Below are 15,170 nucleotides of genomic sequence, written 5' to 3'. Positions count from 1 at the left end.
TCTGTCCTGTCAGAAGCGGAAGGTGAGCGAGGCGCTGGCGTTGCGGCCCGGCTGGGTGAAGGCGACCGAGGGCACATCGGCCGCGCCGGTCGGCAGGGGGCGCGGCACCGACAGGCCGCGCACGTCGGACCACCATGCGTAGGTGGCGTTAGTCAGGTTGAAGACGCCTGCGCGCAATGTGAGCGCATCGGTCAGCCGGGCGAAGACGGTGGCGTCGAGGATGGTGAAGGCGTCGGGCCGGAAGCAGGTGCTGGAGCACAGGCCGGTCGTGTCCTGGGCCGCCTTGCGCGCGCTATGCGTCATGATGAGCTGCCCACCGAAGCGGCCGGCGCCCGGCTCGCGCCAGCCCACGCCCATCACCAGCTTTAACGGATCGACCGTCGACAGCGGCGTGGCCGTGCCGTCGGGCGCGATCTGGTCGCCCTCGGCATAGGAAATGGCGAGTTGTCCGGTCAGGCCGTTGCCCGCGCGCGCATCCAGGCGCGCCTCGGCACCCTTCACCTTGGCGCGGTCCAGATTGATGAACTGGTACACAGCCGGATTGGTCGGGGTGAAGGCGCCGCTCACCACCTCCTGGCTGATGAAGTCGCGATAATCGGCGCGGAAGACACTGGCCGACAGGTCGACCGCTTCGCTGTTCAGGCGCAGGCCCGCCTCGATCGCCTCGCTGGTTTCGGGCCGCAGGTTCGGGTTGGGGGCCGAGGTATAGCCGAAGGCGAGGTTGGAGAAGAACTGGTTGATCTGCCCCGGCTCCGGCGCGCGGAAACCGCGGGCATAGCTGGCGAACAGCCGCACGGTCGGGGCGAGCGCGAGCACCGCGCCGATGCGCGGACTGACCCGGTCGGCGGATTGGCCCGCGCCGGTGAATTGCGGCAACAGCGGATCCTTGTCCGGCGACAGGCGATACCAGTCATAGCGCAATGCCGGGTGCAGGGTCAGCGGGCCGATGCCGATCTCGTCGCCGACGAACGCGCCCGCCAGCGTGAAGTCGGTGCTCGGAAAGGCGCGTGTCGGAAAGGTTTCTCCCGCCGGGGGGACCGTCCCGTCGCGTACCCCCCGCTGGCGTAGCACGCTGATATCGGCGCCGGTCACGAGGCGATGGGTGATGCCGCCGGTCGTAAAGCCCAGCCGCACCTCGCCCGAGCCGCCATAGACCCGGTTCTCCAGCGTGTTGAGCCGGGTGCGGTCGGCCAACGTGCGGCGATCCTCGGCGCTGAACTGGCGGTTCTCGGCGTCCTGAACATAGACCGCCGCCCGCGCGAACTGGACGAGACCAATGCCGTCATAGGTCCAGTCGAGCGCGCCGCGCCAGCGCTTGCCGGTATCGCGCGCCTGCAATCCCGCCACGCTGGCGTTGATGCCGGTCAGCACGTCGGTTGCCAGCCGGTTGTCGAGATATTCGCCGGTGGCGCGCAGGCGCTGGCCGGGCGCGACGTCCCAGACCAGCTTGCCCATTAACGCGTTGGCCTGTCCGTCCTGCGGATTGGGCGCGGTGCGGGTGACGCCGGTGCCCTCGGCATCGCCCTTGTTCTTCAGCTCGGAAAAGTCGCGGCGGGTATAGGCCAGCATCGCCGACACCGCGCCCGTTCGTCCCGCGACGACGCCGGACTGGGTGAACTCGTCATCCGCCGAATTATACTGCGTCCGCAGCGATCCGCCGAAGGACTCGGCCCCCAGAATGTCGGCGGGATCGCTGGTCATGAAGCTGACCGCGCCCGCCAGCCCGTCGCTGCCGTACAGCGCTGAAGCGGGTCCGCGCAGGAACTCGACCGACTTGATGAGGCCGAGATCGACATAATCGCCGCGCCCGACATCCTGCGCGCCGAAGCTGAAGCCATAGGGCACGCGCACCCCGTCAACCTGGATCAGCACGCGGTTCCCGCCGATGCCGCGCACGACAAATCCTTCATTGCCCGCGCGCCCGGTCGACCCCATCGCCGCGCCGAACCGGGTCGGTGCGCGCCGCACGCTGATGCCGGGCTCGAAGCGGACCAGGTCCTTGATGTCGGTGGCCAGTTCGTCGGCGATCTCGTCCGCGTCCTTGACCGAGACGGTGACCGGCGCGTCCTGCGCCTCAATCGGCGCCCGTGTCGCGGTCACGACGATATCGCGCTGCTCGCTCGGCTCTTCACCCCCATTCGCCGGATCTCCAAGCGCTGCCAGCGCCGCAAGTGCCCGAAGCATGACCACCCCTTATTAGCTATCGACTATCAGTCGCAATAAAGAGGTACTTACGGATCGGCAATTAGAAATTGCGAATGCGTCGCATTACCCTAACTGGCTGGTTCCGTGATGGGGTCGATCAGAGTCGCGCGGGGCACGAGGTACCGAACCGCTGGCACGGGCGCGGCGAACAACGGGAGTGCGCGCCAGTCGAACAGGCGCGCCCGCAGCCATGCGGGCTGCAGCCATTCGTCTGTGACGTGCCGGCCGACCAGCAGGAACAGCCAGCCGTTGATGAGGTCGTCGTCGAACGGATCGTCCGCCAGGTGGTAGTCGTGGCATTGAGACAGGTAGCCCGTGATCGCCCAATGCGGCTCCGCCCAGTGCCACCAGATGCGGCAGCGTTCGTCGTCCTGAAGGATGTCGTAATCCCGGTCGATCAGCCGCGACAGGTTGTGGTCCGGCATGTCCGCGCCGGTCTGGGCAACGATCCGTGCATAGGCGCGGTCGGCCCATTGCCACGTCTCCTCGTCGGCATCGCGCGGCGTGTCCCGCATCATCCGGACATGCATCGAGAGGTTGGTGAACCGCTGCCGCGCCTCGTTCGCCCAGAAGGCGAATTTCGCGTTCTGCGCGACCATCTCATCGTAGTTCGCATATCGCGGCATGGGATGGTCCTCCCACTCGAATTCCGTCCCGCCGCCGACGGGCAGATCGAGCGGGCAGTGGAAGGGGTAGACCCGGACCGCATCCCAATACGGGCGCGGGATTGGCCGACCGGACCTTTCGAAATCGGCCGGCGGCAGAACGAACCCCGTCGTCAGCGCGCCAGGCGCTCCGCCGGCCTCGTCAGCCATCGGCGGTGCAGGTGCATCGTCATGCTCGACCAACCCCGCGTCACGCGCTTGCGTGAATGCAGCATGGAAAAGCGCGGCCGCCGGTATGTCCGCCTTGCGCTCGCGGGCGAGCGCCGCCTTGATCCTCGCCGGCAGGTCGGTCGCAAGCTCCGCCGCCGGTGAACTGCCCTTCTCCGGCCGCTCGATATACTGCCGCTGCTGCTCCAGCTGCGCCAGACGCAGCAGCTTGCCCAGCGTCGCGGGCAGTTCGGCCTCCAGTTCGCCCCGCAACTGATAGATCATCGGCGTCGGGTCCTTGAGCGCCTTGGCGGTTGTGCTCGATCCCCAAGGCTGGCGCACGGATTTACGATCGCCCCGCTGGATCAGCGCGTCGATCTTGGCCTCCAGCCGATCGCCGTGCTCCTCGCATGCGAGGACCAGCGCCTTCAGCAGCGTGTCGGGCGCAAATCGCCAAAGGGGCGCGTCGTCATCCGGCATTCGGGTCCCCGCATCGTCGGCATCGCCATGGCGGCCTGCGCCGCGACTGTAGGCAAGGATCGTAAACCGAACCTTGCCATTCGTACCAACGAGTGTCCCGAAACCTGCCATTGGCGCGTGGCGGCCTCACCAGATGTCGTTCGGCAAGGATTCCTCTACGATCCTTGCCAAAGCGTCATCCGCGTTTCCCCAGAAACTCGGATTGAGCCGAATTCCAACCCCATTATTCGGGAAGACAGACCCGAACGATTCAAGTTGCGCAAGTCCTTTATCGGGTATGCGGCGCATCCGATAAAGGGGAAGCTCTGGCGAGCGGTCGCTTCGCGATAATCACCGTCGGCATCGACGGTGGCGGCAATAAGCCGTAAATCTTCCCGGTTCATCCTATAAACCGTGGAGACAGATGTCATGCACAATTTCTATTGTGCGTTGATTGTATCCGGTGGACACTACAGACCATGACATCGCAGCTCGCCTTCGACTTCGAACCTCCGGCCGAGATGAACTCGCACGAAGCTGCCCGCGCACGTGCCGCCATCGCGCGATACCGCTCGCGCATGTCCAATGACGATATCACCGGGCGCGAGACCGACGTCATGGGCCTGCAGCGACGCCGGACGATCGACGAGCCGAAGCGTCAGGTCGCGGCTGAGCGGTCGGCCCGTCAGTCGCGCGGTCTGCCGCCGGCACGCTTTCATAGGCCCCGCCCGCCGGTCGGCAGACCGTGCACCCCGGACGGGCGACAAGCGTTCCACTTCAAGCTGACGAAGGTCACCAAGGGGGTGGATGGGGCATGCCGCACCAATGACGGTGAGGCTGCCGATCCCGTCGGCCATGTCGGTTATGTAACACGCCAAGACGCGGTCGCGCTCGCCGTCCCGGTCGAGATCCATGACGCCGTCGCGCATGTCGGCTATGTGACACGCGATGAAGCTCTCGCACGCAACGCTGATGGCGCGGCGATGATCGAGACCAACATCCCGGGCGATCCCGCCGCTTTTTTCGCCACCGTGCTCGCGCATGAGGACAGCGGCCATCCGGACGGCATCTGCCTGGCCGAGCGGTTCGATCCGCAAATGCTCCACGTCATGATGGAAACTCCCGACATCCCGCCAGCGCTCAAGACCGCCCTCGAGCGGATCATGGCCGATCCAGAGGCGCATCGGGTCGAGAAGGCGGGGCGAATGGACGGCGGCTCGAAGAGCCGGACGCACCCCTTCCAAGTGAACGCCGACATCGCCGATTGCGCCCGCTGGTTGAAAGAGCATGATCCCGATAGACTGGTCCACCTCCGCGAGGGCCGCGGCGGCATCGTCCAGCGCCGGATCACCGGCGAGTTGCCGGCGGATCTCGATCTCGACGGATGCGGCAGGGTCTTGAAGGCGATGGGGAGCGAATTGGCTCGTCGGGGCCTGCGCTATTACATCGCACTCCACGCGCCGACCGCCGCGAACAATGAGCGCAACTGGCATTTCCATCTGCTCTATTACGACCGTCCGTGCGAGCGGATCGACGGCGAATGGGATTTCGCCATCGTGGAGGAGAAGCGAACCGCATCGCGCAATCGCCGGCGGAGCTATCCGCATCGCCAGAAAAAATGCGCCGAAGTCCGTCACAAGGACTGGCCGATGTACATGCGGACGCACTTCGCCGCCGCGGTGAACGCGGAGCTGGAAGCGATCGGATCGCCGCGGCGCTACGATCCGCGCTCCTATGCGGACATGGGGATCGAGGCCGAGCCGCAGGAGCACCTCGCTCGCCGGCTCGCGTTCATTGCGGCATGTGGCGCCGGGCCCGAAATGGATGTCAAAAACGCCCACAAGGGCTGGTGGGCGCGGATGGCCGCGTTGCTCAAGCGACACGACGAGGTCGAGAAGGCCGACGAAGAACGAGTCGCCGAACTGCGTCGGACAAGCGTCGAAGGGCCGGCGCGAAGCACCTTCGTCGCGGATCTTGCGCGCGATCTGGCACAGCGGCGCGCGGAAGCGCGCACCTCCGATGTGATCCTCACGATCCAGCATCCGATGGCCCGCAGCAACGCCGAACAAACCGCCGAGAAGATGCGCGGCTATGCCGACGATCTGGCCGACAAGTTGCGGGCGAAGGGCAAGGATCCCGAGGGGCACCCCCGGTACGAGGCGCTCATACAACGCGAGCGGGACGCGCACGCCTATCTCGATGACCTCGAAAAGGCCTTCGCGCCCGACGTCGCATTCGCCAAGTCGTTGGCGGACCATGCCCAGATCGGTCGCGAAAGGATCGAAATGACATTCCAGATGCTGCATGAGACAGCGATCCGGCGGCGCGAGAACGCCGCGATCGAACACCCGGCGATCCCTGCAGCCCCGAAAAAGGAAACCGGCCAGCACCAGACGGTGGAAGATTCCGCGCCGCCGACGACCGGGACGGCTGAGCCGGATTCCGCACCTGCGCCGTCGGCCAAGATGCCGGTTGCAGCGAAGGCCCTGGCCAGCGCCGAGGTCGACGACTGGCTGGTACGAATTCGGCGCCTCCGTCGCCGTATCACGCGGCGCGATGGTCGGACCGAACCGTTCAAGATCAACGATCTGGACCGCCGAATGCTCGACTTGGCATCAGCGGCGCAGATGAAGGAGCTCGACCGGATCCGCGATCAGCAGAACCGGTTGGTCGCCAGGCTCGTCGAGGCCGTAAAGGCGGAGCCCGGAATCCTTACCATCCCCGCAGACCCCGGCGGCAAATGGACGCTCGCGCATGACGGGCGCGATCTTCAGGATGGGCTGCACCATTACATCGCCGATCCCGACGTGCAGGGCCGGCTGCGCAACGCCCGGGACAAGGGTCTGGAGCAGCAGGCGGCGACGCGGCAGGCGCGGCCGCAGGTTCACCGCGCAATCGACGAGATCGCTCGCGCGAATATCCCGGTTCACCGGCAGGACGACAGCATCGTCCTTCGCGATACCGATGCGGCTTGGCTCGGTGTCACCCCCGAGGCATTACAGTCGAAAGACGCGCAGCGCCGGCTGGAGGGCATCCGCCAGTCGCAGGAAAAGCGGACGGCACCGGTCGCCCAGCCGCCCGCGACCGAACCTCCACGTCCGCCAATCGAGCCTATGACGTCGCCCGCACCATCACCAACGCCCGCCGCGTCGATGGCGCCGAAGACCGAGCGTCCCGCAGCGGCGGACAGGGCCGAGAGCGCCTCGGTCGTGCCGCCCGTCGCATCCCACCCGCTCATCGTCAGTTGGCGGGAGGCGCATGACGCCAATCTGCACCCCGGCAGCGCCATCACGGTCGGCGAGCGCAACCGGCGCGCGGCGGTGGCTCTGGCCGACAAGGTGGCGGCGGCCGAACTGGCCCGGCTGGCGCCGGCGATATTGGCGGAGGCGACGGCGCAGGCGGCCGAGAACCGGCGATATGTGCAGCGCGCCGCCGGTCGATCGGGTCCATCCCCGCATATCCGGTGAGGGGGGCTCGTCCATGACCGTGTCACGCCAGCCACGCCTCTGCCCATGGCAGACGGATTGACCGGCCCGATATCACCGGCGCAGATGATCGGGGCAATCGCGAGGGGATAGACCATGTCGATACCGCCTGTGGATACCGATCGCATCGACGAAGCCGTGCTGGCGCTGCTGTACCTCACCCTTCACCGCGACGGCGCTGGGGATCCGGCATGGCGCGCATGGAAGACATATGACTGGTCGGCGCTGGACCGACTTCACGAGCAGGGGCTGATCGCCGATCCGGCCAACAAGGCGAAGTCGGTCGCGCTGACCGAAGAAGGTATCCAGGGCTGCAAGCAGGCATTCGACCGCCTGTTCGTCCGGCAGCCCTGACTAACGCGACCAACCCACGGCGAAGAACCTTGCGATGTGACAAGGAATGTCCGCTGCGGTGGATGAAGGGCGAAACGCTCCGTTCATCCACCGGCTATGGGCAGTCGATCGAACCGTGGTCAGCCATAATCACATGGTGATGTACCACTTGCCATCGACGCGGCGGACCTTGTCGGTGTCGGTCTGTGTCGATCCATCGCCGAAGCGGGTAACGGTGGTCACCACCGCGTGATCGGCGTCGGTCTGGTCGATCTTCTCGACCGTGACCGACGTCACCCCGCCCTTCGCCTTGGCCTTCCTGGCCTTGTCCTGGAGCATGGGTGTGATGAAAATCCCGGCGGTGGCCTTGATCTCCGGGTCGATGCGCTCGAGTGCTTCGGCGGCCTGACCGCGACCGGCCGCCTCCGTCGCGGCACGAACGGCATCACCCGGACCCTGGCCGCAGGCGGTCAGCGCCAGAAGTGCGGCGGCTGCGACAAGCGGACGGATGTGCATCGTGCGTGTTCCCTTCGCGATCGCGCCCATCACAGCGTCGGCTTCCTGGCACGAGCGGCGATGAAGCCGTCAGCGGCCTGTTCGACCAGCTTGCCCGGCTGCTGGCGCGTTCCGTCCGGCTGCGCGATCTCGACGGTCCCGCCACGTGGGCCGAGGCTCGCGCTGGCGTGGAAGCCACTCCCGACGCCGCCCCAGCGTGCCGTGAACGTGTCACCCGTCTGCTCCTCGCGAGGCTTACCCCACTTCTCGACCAGCATCCGGCGCCAGTCCGCTGCCGCCGTACCCTGCGGCGCGAGGTACACGATCGATGACAGATGCGCCCCGTCCGGCCACACCAACGTTTTCAACATGTAACGACCACCGGCATCATCGACGAGCGTGGCCTCACCGAGCACGCCGCGTTTGGTCGGCACACCGGCGGCACCGCCGCGCATGTTGATCGCGCTGCGCACCTGCGTCTCGAAATCGACATAGCGCGTGACGGCCTTGGTGGTCAGCCCACGCCCCTTGGCGACCGCCTCGGCTTCCGCCTCGCTCATGCCGAGGCGGAAGCCGCCAAGGTCATAGGTCGCGGCGTCAGTCGCTAAAGTGTGGTCCGCAGCCGTGGTCAGCCCGACGATCACCGGCGTTGCGGGCATGGTGATCGATGGCTGCTTAGGCCCGCTGCCGAGCAGACTGGGCACCTTATCGAGCAGTTTGGTTAAAGGCGCCCGCTGGGCAGCGGCAGGCACGGCGGCCAGCCCGATGACGAGCGCGATGGTCAAACGCATGAGTGTCTCTCCTTGTGATATCGGTCGATCAGAAGCCGGTGTGCCAGCCGACGAGGGCGGCGACGGAGCCATCGGTGACGTCGTGCATGACGCCGAGGCGCAGCGGCATGGCGGTGCGGGTGACGTAGCCGGCGGTCAGTTGGACGCGGCGTTGCCCGGCGAGGCTGGCGCGGGTGACGCCGTAGAGGACCGAGCGGCTGGCAAGGTCGTAGCCCGTCCCGAGCGTCAGCTCCGCCGCGCCCGCCTCGATGGCGAGCGGCTGCGCGATCCCCAGCGTCAGCAGGCCGCCCGGCACGGAGCCCGTCGCCTGCACGCCGATCCGACTGCCGAGGATCGGGGTGGCGCCGGTGACGAGCGAGGCGGCGTCGATCTTCAGCCGGGTGACGCCCAGCGAGCCATAGCCTTCCAGCGACCAGCCATCGGTTACGCCGACACGGTGGTGCACCTCGACCATCACCGTGCGGGCACCGCGCCCGAGCCGCAGTGCGCCGCTGCCGGTCGGCATCCCCATCAGCGTGCCGTCCTCGTCGATGAACGAGGCGCGCAGATCAAGGTCGCCGCGACTCCAGCCCAGCGTCATCGCCTGCGCGGCGCTGCCGGTGGTGCGCCCCGCCGCCATGGTCAGCCCGAGCCACCCGCCACCGACCGCCCGGTCGACGCCGAGGCTGGTCCCGGCCTGGGGCGCATAGGCGAGCACGCCATCGGCGAAGGGCGCGAGGCCCATCACATCGGCCTGGAGCATGTCGCCGGCATTCCACGCCGCATGCACCCCGGTCGTCCCGTCGGTATAGGCGAACGTCCCCGCCGTCGCTGCAGACCGGACCTGATCCTGCCCGGGGCCGAAGCGGGTGCTGGTATAGCCCATGGTGCCGCTGAAGCCGCCGAGCGAGAGGCTGGCCTGCCGCCCCATCTGCTGGACCCGCCGCTCGATCCGGCGGTCGGCCATCACCTGCGGCTGGACGACGAGCGCCGCGATCGAACCGGTGAAGTCGCGGCCAAAGGCGTCGAGCACCGTCACGTGCGACAGGGAGGTTTGGATCGCAGCGGTGCCGACCGCTTCCGGCACCACCATCACTGACGTGGCGATGCTGGTCTGCGTGCTGCCGTTCGACAATTTCGGGTCGACCGGCGCCAGCGCCGCCTTAAAGTCGACCAGCCCCATGCCGAACACCTCGTCCGGCCCCGGCGCACCGATGTCCTTGGCAGTCTGGAGGATCACGTCACCGGCTTGCTGGCCGGACAGCTGCGGCCACTTCGACAGGATGTCGGCGGCGAGCGCCGCCACCACCGGTGCCGCCGAACTGGTGCCGGAGAAGACACCGACCGTGCCATCGACCAGCGTCGTGACATTGGAGCCGACCGCGACGACGGTGCGGCCCTTCATCGTGCCGGCCTTGTTCGAATAGGCCTCGATCTCGTACTTGTTCAACGCCGGGCTGAGCGCGCCGACGAACAGCACCGCCTTGCGATTGTCGGCGGTGATCCACTGCGCGTTATACGGATCGGCCCCACCGAAATTGCCGGTCGAGTTGACGAGCAGGCCGCCGGTCGCCGCCAGCCGCACGGTCGCCGAGGTCCAGCCCGCGCTGCCACCGACCAGCGACGAACTGACGATCTTGATGCCCTTGTCCGCCGCATAGCGGATCGCCTCGTCGGTGTGCGACAGGATCTCGCCTTGCGTCTTCTCGTCCCAGTCGGCGACCCGCAGCGCGACGATCATCGCCGATGGGGCATAGCCGATGGTGCCGGCACCATTGGCCCTGGCGGCAATGATGTTGGCGACCGCCGTGCCGTGGTCGGATGCGCCGCTGCCCAATTCGCTGCGTTTCGTGCGGGTGCCGTCGGCAGCGACGACATAGCCGAAGTCCCTGGACAGCGTTTGGTCGATGCGGCCGTCGAGCTCGCCGTTCACGTTCATGACGCCGTCGTCAACCACGGCGACGGTGACGCCCTGACCCATGTGTCCGCTGTCGAGCGCGTAGAGCGCATTCATGAACTCGTTGGCGCCGTAGTTGCGGCGGAACTCGGGCGTGTCGTTGACCGAGCGGATCGGCTGGCGGTCCGATGGCGTGATGACATAGCCCGCAGGCGGCGGCACCGGGGCCGAATAGACCGGTGGCGTCGGGGTTGGTGTTGGTGTTGGTGTTGGTGTTGGTGTGGGCGTCGGGCTGGGCGTTGGCGACGGTGTCGGCGTGGGTGTAGGTGACGGCGTGGGCGTTGGGCTCGGCGTCGGCGTCGGCGTTGGCGTTGGCGTTGGCGATGGTGTCGGACTTGGCGACGGCGTCGGTGACGGGCTGGGCGTCGGTGTCGCGCCACTGGTCGGCGGTGGTGTCGCCATGCTGCCCGCACTGCTGATCCCGCCGCCGCCGCCGCAGGCGGCGATCGTCAACGCCAACATGCTTGCCGACGCCGCTCTGATCCCCCGTATTCCAACCATCGTCATCCCCCGACAAGGGATGCACGCCGGCCAGCCGGCGGCACCCCGTTGAACCCGGGGTGCCGGCCTTCTGGAGACCGGAATGTTGGAAACCTGTTACTAGACAGGCGCGAACGCCTTTAAGCCGGGCGGCTCTGGACATACGCGTCCGCCACCCGGTCACAGAACTAGGTCCTGTAAACCTTGGCCTTTCGGCCGGCTCTAGTAACGGGGTTTCCACGCCCCGGCCCACAGGACAGACTCCCACAGGCCACCTCAGGCTATAACCCAATCCTTAACAGATTGCGACAGTCCGAAGGACACAGCCATGCCGCTGGCATGGAAAAGGGCGCCGGTGGCGCTGATCCTAACGGACGGGACATGCGAAGGTTCTGAAAGAAGGGAAAAACAGAGTCGGCATCCGCCGGCTCGGCCCTCGGTCGGAATTTTCGTCGTCGACCGGTCCTGCCGGTCATTTCCACCATCCGCGCGTCCTCACCCCCAGCAGCTTCGCGCGGCCTGGGCCGAGGGCGCGTGCCTGGAGCACGCTGTTCATGCCTCCCACACCTGTCATCTCCGCGCTGAGCGTCGCGCGGCTCGACGTCGGCCATCACGTCGGCGTCGACCGCCTAATCCCTATCGGTGCCGCCACCCTGACCGCTGAACTGCGCGGGCCGCGAGTTTTCTTCACGCTCGACAGCTGCGTCCTTCAGCCGTCCGCTCCCGCCGATGGGTTGCTGTCATGGCTTGAAGGACCACTCACCCGTGAAGGAGCGACGATCGCCGGATATCGCCTCGACGACGACGCTGCGCTTCTGGACCAGCTGCCCGGTGCGGAATGGTCACCCTGCATCCGGGCGATCGCGGGATGCGGTCAGCTATATGCCCTCAACCTGACCGCCAGCCGTGACGGCGAACCGCTGACCTTCGCGCAGGCGTGCGCGAACATAGGCATCCTCTGCGCGCCCGTCGATCCGGGACACCGCTTCGCGGCCTGGCTGCGGTCCGACGTCAGTGCGATCGCGCGGGACGTGCAAGTCGATGCGATCGCGGTCTTCCGCCTCGTCATACGGCGCCTCGCCGCGCTGAACCCGGTCGGCCGCAGCATCGCCGCCGTCCTCAGCAACCATCTCGCCGCCTGGCTCGGCGAGACCGATCACCCCGCCGCGCAGGCGCATGTCGCTGACCTGCTGTCCGCCGCCGACTGATCCCACACTGCCGCCATGCGGCCAATGCTCAAGGAATTGTCCATGTCTCTCATCGACCTGTCGATCGAGGCGCGCGACTTCGCGCCCGCGTCGATCGCGCTCGCCGTCCGCACCATCGGCGCCTGTCCCGCCGCCCGCCACCGACCGGACGCCCGCATCCTCTGCGGCATCGGCGTCCTTACCGTCACGCCGGACGGCAGTGGCTTCCGCTTCTCCACCGACGCTCGCTGCCTGGGCGAAGGCGACACGGTCGTCGATCTGCTCGACTGGCTGGAGCAGCGCATCCCCGCGACCGGCGCTGCAATAAGCTGGGACAATTGGGGCCGCGTCCCCCACCGACTCCTGACGCTCGCCGATCTGGCGCGCCATCCGCGCATCATCGCCACCGCTGGCGACACGGCCGGGCGATGGCGCGACATGCCGCGCGGGAACACGTGGCATATGCATCAGGCACGCGCGCATCTGATGCCGTGCATCTGCCGCCCCGGCACTCCCGTCGACGAATGCAAATCGGCCACGCCGACCGCGCTGCTGCCGGACCCGGCGACCACCGCGGTCGAGTTGATCGGCGAGGCCATCGCCGGATGGCAGTGCTGGGCAAGACTATTCGGCGATTTCGACGACGCCGATCACCCCGCGCAAGCCGCGCTCCGCGCCCTCGACCGCTGGCGCGCGGATCAGCCCGCCACCCGCTGACCTTCCCCCAACCGACATGCGGCCGCGCGAGCGCCCGCCGGAGAGCCACCATGCACCACGACCTGACCGCGCTCTGGAAGAGCAACACGCCGCGTTTCGTCGTCGTCCTCGATGCCGAACTCGCCTATGACCACGAAGCGCACGCCCGCTATCAGGCGAGCGAGCGTTTCCTGCCCGCCGATGCCGCGCATCTGTCGCCCCGCGAACTGCGTACCGACCCACGCGTGACGCCGCGCTGGCCGTGCCATCGGATCACCACCCTGTCGTGGCTGGTGATGACCGAGGCGGAAGACGGCCTGCGCCCGGTCAGGCTGGAGACGCGCGGCCTGCCGGAACAGGACGAAGCCGCTGTCCTGAAAGCGTTTTTCGCCGACATGGAGCGGCTCGGCTGCGTCCAGATCGTGACGTGGGGAGGATTCCACTCCGACCTGCCGCAGATCCTGATCGGGGCGATCGACGCGGGGTTGCGGTTGCCGCCCAGCCTCATCGGGCTGCTGTCACCGTGGCAGCGCGGTGCGTCCGGCCATCTCGACCTCTGCGGCGAGATGTGTGGCGGCGCATCCCCCGTGCACCTCGCCGAGGTCGCCGCCCGGCTGGGCGTCCCGGCCAAGCTGACCTGCCGGCCGGACCTTGTCTCGCAGATGATGCAACAGGGCAAATGGTCGGCGGTCCGCTCAGTCTGCGAGGGCGATGTGTGGACCACCGCGGCACTGCTGATGCGCTGGCGCCATCTGAGCGGCGGCACCGCCTCCGTCCTGGAGGCGACGCGGCGTCTGACCTCCTTCGTGGCCGAGCACTGCGCCCACCGACCCTACGCCGCCGACTGGCAGCGATACGCCGACGACCTGCTCGCCGCGTCCTTCGCGGCGGAAGCCCGCAAACTGGAAACCCTGGGAGCCGCGGCCTGCAACTGAGCCGTGATGATGGCCTCTGCGAAGGGGCGGAAAAGAAAGAAGGAACAACGATATGAGCGTCATCGAATCGATGGACACGATGCAGGCCTGGACCGCCGGCCTGCGTCTCGCCATGGGCTATCCGCAATATGCGCCCATCGGCAATCCGATCGCCTATGCCTCGGGCGGACGCAAGAACTTCGCCGAGGCGCTGGAGATCGCCGCCATCGTCGAACAGACGAACCGAGACCTCGTCCTCGTCGCATTCGACCTGCCTATCGCCGACGGGCCGGTCGGCATCTCGCTCGCCACCCGCGGCAACATCCTTGTCGACTGGCACGCCGATGTGCAGCCCTACCTCGCCAGCGACGACGGGATCATCGAACTGCTCAGCGACACGCATCGCTGGTCGGTCGGGCCACGCTCCATCCTGACCGCGTCGCCGCTGCCGTCCCGCTGCCGCATCAAGCGCGGCATCGACCGCGCGCACCGGCGCTGGCGGGAAGCCGCGGATCAGATGCGCGGCATCGAATTGCCCGGCTCCCTCTTCATCCCCGCCGGCGGCAGCTACGCCGACGCTATACCGACGGAGGTGGTGCGGGCGGCGGCGTGAGACGTCTCGACCACAATAAATCATCGGGCGGACCTATCCTATTGTCCGCCCGATGATTCAGCCACCCCAGTGCGGGGCCGCACCGATACAAGACAGTCGAAGAAGCTACTGGTCTTCGGCATAAATATAACGCCAACCCAAAAAATGGAGGGCAGCACAAAAAGCCACGCCGGAAGGAGGTAGGATAGATCGTGGCTCAGCACCGCGCGTCTTGCTTTACACTATACTTTAGGAACGTATGTATCGCATCTGAGATGTAGCGGAAGTCATGACGGAAACGCCATCGATTCACGCCAGGATTAATGGCCACTTGAACGCGCAGGCGATGGCGGTACTCGACGCACTTGGGTTGGCGGCGCCTGATGCGGTTCGCCTGCTTTTCTACCGTATCGTTGCCGATCAGGCTTTCTTAGTGGAACTGAGTGTACCCAACGCCGAGGGGTGCTCGGCTATGGATCAGTCCTGTCGGACGATGATGAATATTCACACCGGGCGGATGAGGTCGCGCCGCGTTTTGCAAACACCGACGACGTGATGGTCGGCGTGAGGGCAGGGAAAGGGCGTGTAGTCGTCGCAAGACTGAGGGAGAAATATGACTAGCATATTCATTTTTTTAGCTGGACACGGAGACATCACCGCCACCTTCCATGTTGCCGGTGATTCTAAAGAGCATGCCGCACGTGTCATTCAGACACACTTAGACTCAGACTCGTGGCGGCAGATTGAGCGTGAAGAGCTTGGCTGGTGACGTGACCCCCGTTTCT

General features: G+C 66.8%; 13 protein-coding genes. 8 read left to right on the top strand and 5 right to left on the bottom strand.

Annotated features, from left to right (window positions below):
* Positions 1 to 9: 9 nt before the first annotated feature.
* Complete coding sequence (locus NS334_RS11935; protein ID WP_058756187.1) at positions 10 to 2,184, bottom strand: TonB-dependent hemoglobin/transferrin/lactoferrin family receptor; 2,175 nt, start codon at positions 2,182 to 2,184, stop codon at positions 10 to 12.
* Between the two features lie 89 nt (positions 2,185 to 2,273).
* Positions 2,274 to 3,497, bottom strand: coding sequence for a hypothetical protein (locus tag NS334_RS11930; RefSeq protein ID WP_058756186.1), 1,224 nt, complete (start codon positions 3,495 to 3,497; stop codon positions 2,274 to 2,276).
* Positions 3,498 to 3,955: 458 nt separating this feature from the next.
* Here NS334_RS11930 and NS334_RS11925 point away from each other — a divergent pair, with 458 nt between their 5' ends.
* Entirely contained in the window at positions 3,956 to 6,943 is a 2,988-nt protein-coding gene (locus NS334_RS11925; protein ID WP_058756185.1) for a MobA/MobL family protein, read from the top strand.
* A 114-nt stretch (positions 6,944 to 7,057) separates the two neighbouring features.
* Entirely contained in the window at positions 7,058 to 7,315 is a 258-nt protein-coding gene (locus NS334_RS11920; RefSeq protein WP_058756184.1) for a DUF6429 family protein, read from the top strand.
* A 129-nt stretch (positions 7,316 to 7,444) separates the two neighbouring features.
* Here the strand turns inward: NS334_RS11920 and NS334_RS11915 are convergent, their stop codons facing one another.
* From NS334_RS11915 to NS334_RS11905, 3 genes are read right to left on the bottom strand one after another with little or no spacing between them, the layout of a single operon-like run.
* A complete protein-coding gene (locus NS334_RS11915; protein WP_058756183.1) occupies positions 7,445 to 7,840 on the bottom strand; it encodes a DUF4878 domain-containing protein in 396 nt (131 codons plus the stop codon).
* Positions 7,840 to 8,574: a hypothetical protein gene (locus tag NS334_RS11910; protein ID WP_153002728.1), complete on the bottom strand. Its 735-nt coding sequence runs from the start codon at positions 8,572 to 8,574 to the stop codon at positions 7,840 to 7,842. Before NS334_RS11910 ends, NS334_RS11915 begins: the two co-directional genes overlap by 1 nt.
* A gap of 34 nt (positions 8,575 to 8,608) precedes the next feature.
* Positions 8,609 to 10,678 carry a S8 family serine peptidase gene (locus tag NS334_RS11905; RefSeq protein ID WP_058756181.1) on the bottom strand — a complete coding sequence of 690 codons (2,070 nt, stop codon included), beginning with the start codon at positions 10,676 to 10,678 and terminating at the stop codon, positions 8,609 to 8,611.
* Between the two features lie 58 nt (positions 10,679 to 10,736).
* Here NS334_RS11905 and NS334_RS18675 point away from each other — a divergent pair, with 58 nt between their 5' ends.
* From NS334_RS18675 to NS334_RS11875, 6 genes are all read left to right on the top strand, one after another.
* Positions 10,737 to 11,069, top strand: coding sequence for a hypothetical protein (locus NS334_RS18675; protein WP_058756180.1), 333 nt, complete (start codon positions 10,737 to 10,739; stop codon positions 11,067 to 11,069).
* 481 nt (positions 11,070 to 11,550) lie between these two features.
* Positions 11,551 to 12,204 carry a hypothetical protein gene (locus tag NS334_RS11895; protein WP_153002727.1) on the top strand — a complete coding sequence of 218 codons (654 nt, stop codon included), beginning with the start codon at positions 11,551 to 11,553 and terminating at the stop codon, positions 12,202 to 12,204.
* Positions 12,205 to 12,246: 42 nt separating this feature from the next.
* Positions 12,247 to 12,900, top strand: coding sequence for a hypothetical protein (locus NS334_RS11890; RefSeq protein ID WP_058756216.1), 654 nt, complete (start codon positions 12,247 to 12,249; stop codon positions 12,898 to 12,900).
* A 50-nt stretch (positions 12,901 to 12,950) separates the two neighbouring features.
* Positions 12,951 to 13,814, top strand: a complete 864-nt coding sequence (locus NS334_RS11885) for a hypothetical protein (RefSeq protein WP_058756178.1) — start codon at positions 12,951 to 12,953, stop codon at positions 13,812 to 13,814.
* 52 nt (positions 13,815 to 13,866) lie between these two features.
* Positions 13,867 to 14,406, top strand: a complete 540-nt coding sequence (locus NS334_RS11880; RefSeq protein WP_058756177.1) for a hypothetical protein — start codon at positions 13,867 to 13,869, stop codon at positions 14,404 to 14,406.
* 268 nt (positions 14,407 to 14,674) lie between these two features.
* Positions 14,675 to 14,941, top strand: a complete 267-nt coding sequence (locus NS334_RS11875) for a type II toxin-antitoxin system RelB/DinJ family antitoxin (protein WP_058756176.1) — start codon at positions 14,675 to 14,677, stop codon at positions 14,939 to 14,941.
* Positions 14,942 to 15,170: the final 229 nt, after the last annotated feature.

It is taken from the genome of Sphingomonas endophytica, from assembly GCF_001476895.1.
Classification (GTDB): domain Bacteria; phylum Pseudomonadota; class Alphaproteobacteria; order Sphingomonadales; family Sphingomonadaceae; genus Sphingomonas; species Sphingomonas endophytica_A.
Note: the sequence above shows the minus strand (reverse complement) of the source record. Positions and strands in the feature narration are given on the sequence as shown.

Coding starts and splice junctions, on each gene's coding strand:
- NS334_RS11895 (WP_153002727.1), top strand. CDS start 11,551: ATGCCTCCCACACCTGTCATCTCCGCGCTGAGCGTCGCGCGGCTCGAC.
- NS334_RS11925 (WP_058756185.1), top strand. CDS start 3,956: ATGACATCGCAGCTCGCCTTCGACTTCGAACCTCCGGCCGAGATGAAC.
- NS334_RS11930 (WP_058756186.1), bottom strand. CDS start 3,497: ATGCCGGATGACGACGCGCCCCTTTGGCGATTTGCGCCCGACACGCTG.
- NS334_RS11920 (WP_058756184.1), top strand. CDS start 7,058: ATGTCGATACCGCCTGTGGATACCGATCGCATCGACGAAGCCGTGCTG.
- NS334_RS11885 (WP_058756178.1), top strand. CDS start 12,951: ATGCACCACGACCTGACCGCGCTCTGGAAGAGCAACACGCCGCGTTTC.
- NS334_RS11880 (WP_058756177.1), top strand. CDS start 13,867: ATGAGCGTCATCGAATCGATGGACACGATGCAGGCCTGGACCGCCGGC.
- NS334_RS11875 (WP_058756176.1), top strand. CDS start 14,675: ATGACGGAAACGCCATCGATTCACGCCAGGATTAATGGCCACTTGAAC.
- NS334_RS11935 (WP_058756187.1), bottom strand. CDS start 2,184: ATGCTTCGGGCACTTGCGGCGCTGGCAGCGCTTGGAGATCCGGCGAAT.
- NS334_RS11890 (WP_058756216.1), top strand. CDS start 12,247: ATGTCTCTCATCGACCTGTCGATCGAGGCGCGCGACTTCGCGCCCGCG.
- NS334_RS11915 (WP_058756183.1), bottom strand. CDS start 7,840: ATGGGCGCGATCGCGAAGGGAACACGCACGATGCACATCCGTCCGCTT.